Genomic DNA, 10,623 nt, shown 5'->3' on the forward strand with positions numbered 1-10,623 from the left:
ATTTGAGGAAATGGTATTTTACCAAATCGGCGATCGTATGTGTTGTAAACCAGAAATCCGGTAATGATTGCGGCGATCGCTAAAATTCCACTCGCGCCATGAAGAATTCGCAACAACAAAGGTTGATAGGGTACAGAACGGGGCATAGAAATGTGCCTTGTTAGCTAATTGTGGGAGTTCTGAATAGATAATTTCAGCTCTTGGTGAGTCAGTAGTGGTAGCTTAACTCACAGCTACATTTTGGCAGAGTTTATTGCATTAGCTCAGGTTCGTCGCTTTCCACGTACAGCAGCGCTACAATATATAGCGCTTCTGTGTTGAATTCAATACAAAACTAACCGCCAGACCCTTGCCTGCAAAGGAATGGAAGTGAAAGTGTATTGCATACAAAGGAGAACCACTATGCTACAACATACAAATCTTAGCTATGACAACTTCCCCAATCCCTGCTCAAGAATCCTCTGTTAGCTGGTATACCTTGCTGCAACAATTAATAGACGGCCAATCATTGTCTCGCACTCAGTCTGCGGAATTGATGCAAGGTTGGCTCAGTGAAGCGGTTCCTCCAGAATTGTCAGGGGCTATTTTAACAGCGCTGAACTTTAGAGGCATTTCTGCCGACGAGTTGACCGGCATGGCTGAAGTATTACAATCTCAATGTTCCCCACTCAGCACTCAGCAGGGGTTAAACCATAGCTATTCACTAACAGCATTCAGCACTGTAATCGATACCTGTGGGACTGGTGGAGATGGCTCATCAACTTTTAATATTTCCACAGCAGTTGCATTTGTCGCCGCCGCTTATGGTGTACCCGTGGCTAAACACGGCAATCGTTCAGCGTCAAGTCTCACAGGAAGTGCCGATGTATTGGAAGCCTTGGGTGTAAACTTGAGTGCGTCCAGTGACAAAGTAGAAGCCGCATTACAAGAGGTGGGGATCACTTTCTTGTTTGCCCCTGGTTGGCATCCAGCACTCAAGGCGGTTGCTTCATTACGGCGGACTTTGAAAGTGCGAACAATTTTTAATTTGCTCGGGCCGTTAGTAAATCCGTTGCGTCCAACTGGGCAAGTGGTAGGATTATTTACTCCTAAGCTTTTGGCAACTGTTGCCGAAGCTTTACAGAATTTGGGCAAGGAAAAGGCGATTGTGCTGCACGGGCGAGAAAAACTTGATGAGGCTGGGTTGGGAGATTTAACTGACTTGGCGGTGTTATCGGAGAAAGAAGTGCAGTTAACTACCATTAATCCCCTAGATTTCGATTTAACCCCTGCTTCTATAGGTATGCTTCGGGGTGGAGATGTGCAAGAGAATGCGGCGATTCTCAAGGCTGTACTCCAAGGTAAGGGAACTCAGGCGCAACAGGATGCAGTTGCCTTAAATGCGTCGTTGGCGCTGCAAGTGGCGGGTACGATCGCGTTGCTCGATCACGCCGAGGGTATTAAAATCGCTAAGGATATCCTAGAAAGTGGGGCGGCTTGGACGAAGTTGGAGCAGTTAGTTGAGTTTCTGGGGAATTGATTTGCGATCGCAGTTGCGGGCGAAATTCTACCACATTACGTTTGATGGTGACATCGTAGTTACCAAAAAAGTCATGTCCTAGAAGTCCAGTTTCTAGTTCCGCCCCGGCGATCGCTACTGCTACTTTATTCGCTATTACGCCGCCAAGTGCCATCGAATTAACATAGCCCACAGGAAATTCTACAGCTCTGGAACTGGCGGTGTTTGCCTTAGCTTTCCCCACTGTCACGACTCCCAAAGCATTGGCCATCTCTTGGGTGATGACAGTGCCACTGGCTCCCGTATCCACAATCATCTCAAATTGTTGCTGGCCATTAAAGGTAACTTCGACAATTGGCGTTCCGCCAATTCGCTTTTTAATCGGGGCTGTAAATACTGCTTGGTCTGGAATCACCACTGCTGATGAAGGCAAAGCTGGCTCTGGTGATAACGGTTTTGTTTCTTGTGGAGGTGAGGTATATCTTGGTTTGGTTGCCGTCTGGGGAACAACAATAACTATTTTTTGAGGTTCTCTAACTGCAACAGGGCGAGGATTAGCTTTCTGTTGGGCATATTTAACTTGGTGGCGATATTCAGTGATTTTGGTTTGAGCGATCGCAAATTCTGGGCTTTGTCGCCGCACTTGTTGCATCAGCGCGATCGCATCCTGGTAATGACTCGCCACCAAATTCCAGTCATCTGGAGATTGAGCAGATTGGCTGATACTCCAAGCGCCAACAGCTTTGTCTCGCCCCATCTCAAAAATACTTGGTTCACTTTCAGACCGATCTAGCGGCTGTGCTTCTGGGGTAGTTACTGGTGTTACTGGTTCCACAGTCGGCTGTACTAATGACAGATCCCCAATTGGCGTAGGTTGCTCATTGCCACCAGTTGCAGTGTTTCGTTTGTCTTCACTACAGCCAACAAACAAAATCGCTAGAGCGGTCGATAGAAAAATTAGGGTTGCACGGGATAAAAAAGACTGAAGCATAATTAATTTTAACTAATTCGCCCTAAGTACAACGTTTCATTAATTCGTAGCGAATTCTCTGCGAACCTTTGCGCTTCCCTTTGCGCCCCTTTGCGTTTAAATTTCAACCCTCAATTCACCACGATTTTATGCTGCATCTGTACTAAGTCCTCCACTCAATTCTGTACCCAGAATCAGTGGCGACATAATAAGACGGACGGCGGCGATCGTCGTGGCCAACTCATGGGATAATTAACAATCGCAGTATTGGGGAATAGGGAATGAGAAAAAGTTTTCCAATGCCCCATACAACTCTTGGAGAGGCTGCGCCAACGGCAACTCTACCAGATGCACTCGCGTTCGCTCAGTACAAGTGCCCCATGCCCAATCCCCAATCTATCACCTATGCCCCTGACTGACGCAATACCAGCTTTACTGATCTTGGCAGATGGAACCACTTATCGCGGTTGGTCTTTCGGTGCTATGGGAACCGCGATCGGAGAAGTGGTGTTCAACACCGGCATGACCGGCTATCAAGAAGTTCTGACCGACCCCAGTTACTGCGGTCAGATTGTCATTTTTACCTATCCGGAATTGGGGAATACTGGTGTCAATTCTGAAGATGAAGAATCAGATCGACCCCAAGTACGGGGTGCGATCGCCCGCAATATTTGTCACCAACCAAGTAACTGGCGATCGACACAATCTTTACCAGACTACCTGAAACAAAATCAAGTACCAGGGATCTACGGCATCGATACCCGGGCCCTCACCCGCAAAATTCGGATCTTTGGAGCCATGAACGGTGGCATTTCTACAACCATTCTCGATGAGGCAGAATTGCTAGAGCGAGTACAGGCGGCTCCCAACATGGCAGGATTGAATCTGGTTCGTCAAGTCACCACCCCAACAGCTTATGAATGGTCAGATCCCACAATTCCAGCTTGGGAATTTAACTCAGAGGCTGCGGAAAATCTTGGAGAACCCTTTACCGTTGTTGCCCTTGACTTTGGCATAAAACGTAATATTTTGCGTCGCTTAACAAGTTATGGTTGTCGGGTAATTGTTGTGCCTGCTGATACCTCACCAGAGGAAATCCTCAATTACAATCCAGATGGTGTGTTTCTTTCTAATGGGCCTGGCGACCCTGCTGCTGTCACTGAAGGAATTGCAACAGCCAAAGCACTTCTGTTAAGTCAAAAACCCATTTTTGGTATTTGTATGGGACACCAAATTTTAGGTCATGCACTAGGAGCAGAAACCTATAAACTCAAATTTGGTCATCGTGGTTTGAATCAGCCTGCTGGCTTACAACAACGGGTAGAAATTACCAGCCAAAACCATAGTTTTGCTATTGACCCAGATTCTTTACCTACAGCAGTTGTGGAAATCAGCCACTTGAACTTAAACGACCGCACCATTGCCGGGGTACGTCACAAATCTCTACCTGTATTCTCCGTACAGTATCACCCAGAAGCTAGCCCTGGCCCCCACGATGCTGATTACTTGTTTGAGCAATTTGTCCAAGCCATGCGAACAGCACGTCAACCTCACAGGGGAATTAAAAATTAAAAATGAAAGATTTCTTTTTGAACTATGCATTTTTAATTTGGAATTGGAGCAAAAAGCAAGAGTCAAGTTGTCGCATCTAGGATTAAATAAAAATAGCAAAATGCCAATGGGGGATTAGGGACTCGGTACTAGGGACTGAGAAAAGGTTTTCCAATGGCCAATACAACTCTACCAGAGGCTGCGCCAACGACAACTCTACCAGATGCACTCGCATTCGCGCTTGGTGAGCGTAGTCAAAGGGCAGTACAAGTGCCCAATCCCCTATTCCAGGAGATTGTAGACAACTTGCTCAAAAACCATCTATACTTGAGCGTTCACTTTAACTCATGAGGAGGGAATTATTGCTGAGCCACTGAATCTAACCGTTAGCCTGAGGGGCACTCGTGAAGTCCGGGATAACTGTCAGCTATTCCGCCTCACAGGTTTGTTAGATGCCTTTTCTGAGCCGACATTTCGCAAGACACTTGGCAGCAAGATTGACGAAGGCCCTAAGCACATTATTTTGGATCTCTCACAAATCGACTTTGTTGACAGTTCTGGCCTGGGCGCTCTGGTGCAGCTAGCCAAGCAGGCGCAAACTGCTAATGGCACTTTGCAAATTGTCACGAATGCCCGCGTAACTCAAACGGTCAAGCTTGTTCGCCTAGAGAAGTTTCTCTCTCTGCAAAAATCAGTTGAAGACGCTCTAGAAAACGTCAAGCAGTCTTGATTGCTCGACCTGAGAGATCAATTTAGCTATCCAGATTCAACATCGGATAACTTAATTTTTAAAACTTCTGGCAAAAAACCTCTCTCCTTGTGGGAGAGGGACTAAGCCAGTTGAGCTATTATATTTAACGGTACGCGAAAGTCCCCACCCTCAATGTACTCATACTCTTGAGGGTGGGATGTTAGGGACTTTTGCAAGAGGTCTAATGTGATCAACTCAAAGGGCGAATTTGGTGTGCAAATTTTACCCGATGTTAGGCGCATACCACAATAAGTAGGCAAAATTTGCTTTATGGATGTTGACATCAGGGTAATTTTAAATGCCAACTCTCAATCAAAAAGATGAAATTAGGAAGTAATTTTGATAGTATTGTTTATGCTAAAAAGACTATTATGGCATACTTCAAAAAAATAAGTCTTTGGGAAGAATGTCTGCCAAATCTAGCCCGTCAAGGAATGATTTATTTGTGAAGTCACAGGAGGAAGAGCTATTAGATGGACAAGATGAAACTCCCAAACACAGTTTATCTTGGACTCAAGCACTCTTGGCAACCACACCGCCATCCCAACAGATTTCCTTCTCACAAGTGCAACAAATTTCTCCTAGTGCTTTAGCATATTTGGGGGATGCAATTTATGAGTTGTATGTTAGAATTTTTTATCTGCTGCCATTGCAGCGGTCAGGAATTTACCATAGTCTGGTAGTGGAGCAGGTAAGAGCGGAAACACAAGCGCTACATTTGCGATCGCTGATTCCTCATCTCAGGGATACCGAATTAGAAATTGTGCGACGGGGTAGAAACGCCGCTACAGGACGCCCTAAGCGACTTAATCCCGAAATTTATCAACAGGCAACTAGTCTAGAAACCTTAATTGGCTACTTATATCTCACCGATTACCAGCGTCTAACCGAACTGTTGCAAATACTTCATGTAGAGAACGAGTGAGAACTCAATTTCACAGTAGCCACAACATCTTAGGTTCAAGAAATTGAGGTAATTGGCATGATCAACCATACGCTATATCTATAACTCAAATGCAGAATAAACCAAGAAAAGTCAAGACTTCTAGCGAAGCAAATCGTGGACAACCCGTAAAAATTAAAGGTAAGCGTGTTATTACTAATCCGACTCGCAATCCCAGGAAAGTAGATGGTAACACCATCTCTGTTGTTAATCCGACTCGCAATCCCAGGAAAGTAGATGGTAACACCATCTCTGTTGTTAATCCGACTCGCAATCCCAGGAAAGTAGATGGTAACACCATCTCTGTTGTTAATCCGACTGGCAATCCCAGAAAAATAGATAGCAACCCGATCTCTAGCAACTCCCGACAACGCAATAGCAACTTCTCGCAACCTTCTGTATCTACACAACCGATAGAAGAAGATAGCGATCTCATCTACGGTCGTCATCCAGTATTGAGTGCGTTACAAAATCAGCGCAATCTCAACCGTCTGTGGATTACTACCCGTCTGCGCTACGATCCCAGCTTTCACCATTTTCTCCTACAAGCGAAGGAAAACGGCACAGTTATTGATGAGGTTGAACCCAAGCGTTTAGACCATCTCACCAACGGGGCTAATCACCAAGGTGTGGCGGCACAAATTGCTCCCTACGCGTACATCGAATTGCTCGATCTAATTGAACAGTCCAAATCTGTAACCGATCCCGTAATTGTGGTGGCTGACGGAATTACTGATCCTCACAACTTGGGAGCAATTATTCGCACAGCCGAAGCAATTGGCGCTCAAGGATTGGTGATTCCCCAAAGAAGAGCATCTGGGATCACTTCCACTGTGATGAAAGTAGCAGCAGGCGCTTTAGAAAATTTTGCTGTAGCTAGAGTTGTTAACCTTGGTCGCGCCTTAGAAGAATTAAAAGAAGCTGGCTTTTGGATTTATGGCACTGCTGCAAGTGGAAGTGAGCCTGTGCATACAGTCAATTTCACTGGCCCAATCGTTTTGGTAATCGGCTCAGAAGGCGAAGGTCTGAGTATGTTAACTCAACGCTCCTGTGATTTCTTAGTATCAATTCCTCTACAGGGTAAGACTCCCAGCCTCAATGCTTCCGTAGCAGCCGGTATGGCGCTTTATGAAATTTATCGCCAGCGATCGCTAAGTACACTGCACTTAGATAAATTACAAAAAATCTCTTTTAAAAAATAACGTAACAGAGTATAAAGAAATGTAAAAGATAATCAAGCAGCATATCCTTTAACACCCTGTAGCACGTTTATAAATCGGCGAAAACTATGAAAACCATTTGGCATAACCTCAAGGAAGTGTTGATTAACACGTTTGAGAACCTCGGCTTGGCTTGGTGGGTAGAGATTGTGACGCAGAATCCCCGTTGCACGTACTACTTCGGGCCATTTCTGATTTCTTCCGATGCAACATTAGCAAGCAAAGGATACATAGAAGATTTAGAACTTGAAGGAGCTACGGGAATTGTTGTGAGTGTCAAGCGTTGCAAACCTAATGCCTTAACAATTGCTGACGACTTGGGGGAAAGATTTGACCGCAAAGTACAGCCTGCCTTTGGCGGTCAAATTTAAGATCTGACAATTCAGGTCATCTGGAAAACCTCACTTCTATTTCTCTCTTCCTTTAAGGAGAGAGACTTTGAATTTCCCTCTTCCCGATGCGGGAAGGGGGTTAGGGGGTTAGGTTTTTGGTGGACTTTTCCACATAACCCAATACTGCGTAGGTTTTTAATATTTGTAGGTTGGGTTGAGCGGAGCGTTACCCAACAAACCCCGCCCTTCGGTTGGGTTGAGGAACGAAACCCAACCTACACATTTTTTATTTTTTGCCAAAACCTGCGCAGTATTGCCACATAACCTGAATTGTCAGATTTAAGATAGGCCAACATAATTCGTAATTCGTAATTCGTAATTCGTAATTCCGAGTTTTAAGAATTATTTCCTTAAGAGTCAAAAAGCCTTGGACTATTGACTACTAATTACCTCCGGATGTTCTTCCAGCCAATAATCAATGTCATTGAGAACCAGATGGGGGACTTCCCACGGGAAAAGATGGGCGGTGTTGGGGTAGCACTGCCATTTAGAATTTAGGAGGTGTCGAGCAGTTTCTAAGCTGGAATCAGGTGTGATGTGGCAATCTTGCTCACCAGCAAGTACTAAAGTCGGACATTGAATTGGTTGCAAATCTGGAAGTCGGTTGTATCCCGATTGAATTGCACCATAGAGAGCGCGAGTAGCAGCAGGAGAGGTTTGCAAATAAGCTGGTACTGCTTCCTTAGCGATGTAGTTGTAACTGGTAGATGTATGTTGTTGGATTAGGTAGCGAAAAAGCGATCGCTTGCCAAAAGTTTCAATATTCCATTGCCAACTCGGTTTTATATAATTCAATAGGGCAGCAACACCAGTATATAAATTGTCCTGCCAAGTGATCGGAGGATGACTACCACGGGGTTTTGCGGCTGTCGCCACCAAAATCAGCCCGGTAACGCGCTCTGGTAAACGTAATGCCAGTTCCATTGCCAGAATGCCCCCAAGAGACCATCCCAATACTAGGCACTTTTCAATCTCTAAGCGGTCTAATAGCGCTTCTAAATCAGTCAAATGGTCATTCATATCAAAATTGCCGTTGTACCGACTTTTGCCATATCCACGTAAATCAGGGGCAAAAGTTTTGTAGCGTTTTGATAAATGATTGGTAAAGACAGAAAGACTACGACCAGAACCAGGATGACCATGTAAACCCAGAATGGGGAATCCTTGACCTTGGATGTAGACATTTAGATGTGCAGCAGTAGTACGATTATGGCGATCGCTCATAGTAAGTAAAGCGACGCAAATAAAGCTAACTGGCTAAGGCTGTCATTTGTCATTTGTCCTTCTTCATTTATAAGGGCTTAAGGTGTATTTACGTTTCGTAATATAGTTTGGTTTATTTTTGCCGACTTACTTCCATATTATTGATTGAATAATTTATTTATTGGAAGTTAAGCATTTCTTCCTTCTCTTCCTTTGCGTCCTTCTCTGACGAGACGCTGCGCGAATGCGGTTCGTTAAAAAAATTAACTTTGACAAAGAGTTTTAGGCTTAACCCAAGGGTATTGAACTATAAACCACTACTCCCAACAGCATCGATCGCAGCCTCCAAGGCGATCGCTACATGAGTCCAATGAGTCCCACCCTGGCAATAAACCACATAGGGCGATCGCATTGGCCCATCTGCCGATAATTCCAAAGTACTCCCTTCAATAAATGTCCCCCCAGCCATGACTACCTGGCTCTCATACCCCGGCATATCATCTGGAACAGGGTCTAAGTAGGAACCTATCGGAGAATGCTGTTGTATGGCTTTACAGAAAGCAATTAGCTTTTGGGCAGAACCGAGTTTAATTGCCTGAATGACATCCCCACGGGGAGCCAGAGGAGCGGGATTCACTGGATAACCGAGTTGATCAAATACATACCCAGTCAGATAAGTCCCTTTTATCGCCTCTCCTACCATCTGCGGAGCCAAAAATAAGCCTTGGAACAGCAGGCGATTTTGGTCAAAAGTAGCACCGCCATAACTACCGATACCGGGAGCCGTGAGGCGACAAGCAGATGCTTCCACTAACTCAGCGCGACCAGCGACATAACCGCCAGCACTGACAATGGTACCACCAGGATTTTTAATCAATGACCCCGCCATTAAATCAGCACCTACGGCTGTGGGTTCCCTGGTTTCAATAAATTCACCGTAGCAGTTATCTACAAAGCAAACGGTGTTCGGATTTTGCTGCTTGACTAAGTGGACGATTTTTTCAATATCGGCAATTGATAAACTAGGACGCCAAGAATAGCCACAAGAACGCTGAATTAACACTAAACGAGTGTTTTCAGCCACATTAGTACTTAAAGCTTGCCAATCTATAGTTCCTTCGGAGGTTAGCTCCAATTGGCGGTAATTTATGCCAAACTCGATCAGGGAGCCTTGGCCTTGACCCCGTAAACCAATGACTTCTTCAAGCGTATCGTAGGGAGAACCGACCACTGCTAACATTTCATCTCCAGGACGGAGAACACCAAACAAAGCACAGGCGATCGCATGAGTTCCCGAAACAAACTGCACTCGCACCGCCGCGGCTTCAGCACCCATAACTTCGGCAAAAACTTTATCTAAAGTTTCTCGTCCTAAATCATCATGACCATAGCCACTTACACCAGCAAAGTGGTGTGCGCCTACACGGTGATTACGAAAAGCATCCAGCACTCGTTTTAGATTATGCTTGACCTGAGTGTCAATTACAGAAAAAATTTCTAACAGTGCATGTTCTGCTTGCCGCAGCTGTTCTAAGCTGTTCATCAGTTCCTCTTTCAAAAAAAAATATAGATTGCGGATTTTTAGATCACGCTCTTCTTGGGCTGGAAAAATTCTTTCTTCAGGTTACTGCATGACAATTGCTACTTCGACCAAACCTCAAATTAACTGGGTTAATACCCTGTTTTTCATTGGACTGCACATCGGCGCTTTATTTGCCCTTGTTCCTGGTAACTTTAGCTGGACGGCAGTTGGTGTGGGTCTCTTACTGTACTGGGTAACAGGTGGTTTAGGAGTTACTCTAGGATTTCACCGGCTTGTTACTCACCGCAGTTTTCAAACTCCCAAGTGGCTAGAGTATGTCTTAGTTTTCTTCGGCACACTATCGTGTCAAGGAGGGCCAATTGAGTGGATCGGGACACATCGCATTCATCATTTAAACTCTGATACTGACACTGATCCCCATGATTCTAATAAAGGCTTCTGGTGGAGTCACATGGGTTGGCTAACTCATTATTGTCCCGCTCACGCTGATGTTCCTCGTTTCACCAAAGACATTGCCGAAGACTCAGTTTATCAGTTTTTAGAAAAATATTT

The 10,623-nt window shown here is 45.0% G+C and carries 10 protein-coding genes and 2 pseudogenes; 8 read left to right on the forward strand and 4 right to left on the reverse strand.

The window, feature by feature from the left end:
• Positions 1 to 146, reverse strand: a pseudogene (locus LC605_RS27540) (cytochrome b/b6 domain-containing protein); the annotation flags it as partial.
• Positions 147 to 427: 281 nt separating this feature from the next.
• Between LC605_RS27540 and trpD the strand changes: the two are divergent.
• The gene (gene trpD / locus LC605_RS27545; protein WP_229550665.1) at positions 428 to 1,519 is read left to right on the forward strand and encodes an anthranilate phosphoribosyltransferase; all 1,092 of its coding nucleotides are present in this window, start codon (positions 428 to 430) and stop codon (positions 1,517 to 1,519) included.
• On the opposite strand, the gene LC605_RS27550 is transcribed toward trpD, so the two are convergent.
• A complete protein-coding gene (locus LC605_RS27550; RefSeq protein WP_229550666.1) occupies positions 1,449 to 2,489 on the reverse strand; it encodes a TIGR02281 family clan AA aspartic protease in 1,041 nt (346 codons plus the stop codon). The genes trpD and LC605_RS27550 overlap by 71 nt on opposite strands.
• A gap of 384 nt (positions 2,490 to 2,873) precedes the next feature.
• Here LC605_RS27550 and carA point away from each other — a divergent pair, with 384 nt between their 5' ends.
• The 6 genes from carA (at position 2,874) to LC605_RS27580 (ending at position 7,304) form a co-directional block, all read left to right on the forward strand.
• The gene (gene carA, locus LC605_RS27555; RefSeq protein WP_229550667.1) at positions 2,874 to 4,040 is read left to right on the forward strand and encodes a glutamine-hydrolyzing carbamoyl-phosphate synthase small subunit; all 1,167 of its coding nucleotides are present in this window, start codon (positions 2,874 to 2,876) and stop codon (positions 4,038 to 4,040) included.
• Positions 4,041 to 4,193: 153 nt separating this feature from the next.
• Positions 4,194 to 4,370, forward strand: a complete 177-nt coding sequence (locus LC605_RS27560) for a hypothetical protein (RefSeq protein ID WP_229550668.1) — start codon at positions 4,194 to 4,196, stop codon at positions 4,368 to 4,370.
• Positions 4,371 to 4,377: 7 nt separating this feature from the next.
• Positions 4,378 to 4,749 carry an STAS domain-containing protein gene (locus LC605_RS27565; RefSeq protein WP_229550673.1) on the forward strand — a complete coding sequence of 124 codons (372 nt, stop codon included), beginning with the start codon at positions 4,378 to 4,380 and terminating at the stop codon, positions 4,747 to 4,749.
• A gap of 466 nt (positions 4,750 to 5,215) precedes the next feature.
• Positions 5,216 to 5,695 carry a ribonuclease III domain-containing protein gene (locus LC605_RS27570; protein ID WP_229550674.1) on the forward strand — a complete coding sequence of 160 codons (480 nt, stop codon included), beginning with the start codon at positions 5,216 to 5,218 and terminating at the stop codon, positions 5,693 to 5,695.
• An 89-nt stretch (positions 5,696 to 5,784) separates the two neighbouring features.
• Positions 5,785 to 6,915, forward strand: a complete 1,131-nt coding sequence (gene rlmB, locus LC605_RS27575) for a 23S rRNA (guanosine(2251)-2'-O)-methyltransferase RlmB (protein WP_229550669.1) — start codon at positions 5,785 to 5,787, stop codon at positions 6,913 to 6,915.
• 86 nt (positions 6,916 to 7,001) lie between these two features.
• Positions 7,002 to 7,304 (forward strand): DUF1816 domain-containing protein, encoded by a 303-nt coding sequence (locus LC605_RS27580; RefSeq protein WP_229550670.1) that lies wholly within the window; start codon positions 7,002 to 7,004, stop codon positions 7,302 to 7,304.
• Positions 7,305 to 7,697: 393 nt separating this feature from the next.
• On the opposite strand, the gene LC605_RS27585 is transcribed toward LC605_RS27580, so the two are convergent.
• Both LC605_RS27585 and LC605_RS27590 read right to left on the reverse strand, forming a co-directional pair.
• Complete coding sequence (locus LC605_RS27585; protein WP_229550671.1) at positions 7,698 to 8,549, reverse strand: alpha/beta fold hydrolase; 852 nt, start codon at positions 8,547 to 8,549, stop codon at positions 7,698 to 7,700.
• A 286-nt stretch (positions 8,550 to 8,835) separates the two neighbouring features.
• On the reverse strand, positions 8,836 to 10,071 hold the full coding sequence (locus tag LC605_RS27590; protein WP_229550672.1) for a methionine gamma-lyase family protein: 1,236 nt from the start codon (positions 10,069 to 10,071) through the stop codon (positions 8,836 to 8,838).
• An 88-nt stretch (positions 10,072 to 10,159) separates the two neighbouring features.
• Between LC605_RS27590 and LC605_RS27595 the strand changes: the two are divergent.
• Positions 10,160 to 10,623: pseudogene (locus tag LC605_RS27595) on the forward strand (acyl-CoA desaturase); the annotation flags it as partial.

Origin of the sequence: Nostoc sp. CHAB 5836 (assembly GCF_020829445.1) — a bacterium.
Lineage (GTDB): Bacteria > Cyanobacteriota > Cyanobacteriia > Cyanobacteriales > Nostocaceae > Nostoc.

Excerpts from the sequence above, each read along its gene's own strand:
- LC605_RS27550 (WP_229550666.1), bottom strand. The coding sequence starts at position 2,489 with ATGCTTCAGTCTTTTTTATCCCGTGCAACCCTAATTTTTCTATCGACC.
- LC605_RS27580 (WP_229550670.1), top strand. The coding sequence starts at position 7,002 with ATGAAAACCATTTGGCATAACCTCAAGGAAGTGTTGATTAACACGTTT.
- LC605_RS27590 (WP_229550672.1), bottom strand. The coding sequence starts at position 10,071 with ATGAACAGCTTAGAACAGCTGCGGCAAGCAGAACATGCACTGTTAGAA.
- LC605_RS27560 (WP_229550668.1), top strand. The coding sequence starts at position 4,194 with ATGGCCAATACAACTCTACCAGAGGCTGCGCCAACGACAACTCTACCA.
- trpD (WP_229550665.1), top strand. The coding sequence starts at position 428 with ATGACAACTTCCCCAATCCCTGCTCAAGAATCCTCTGTTAGCTGGTAT.
- rlmB (WP_229550669.1), top strand. The coding sequence starts at position 5,785 with ATGCAGAATAAACCAAGAAAAGTCAAGACTTCTAGCGAAGCAAATCGT.
- carA (WP_229550667.1), top strand. The coding sequence starts at position 2,874 with ATGCCCCTGACTGACGCAATACCAGCTTTACTGATCTTGGCAGATGGA.
- LC605_RS27585 (WP_229550671.1), bottom strand. The coding sequence starts at position 8,549 with ATGAGCGATCGCCATAATCGTACTACTGCTGCACATCTAAATGTCTAC.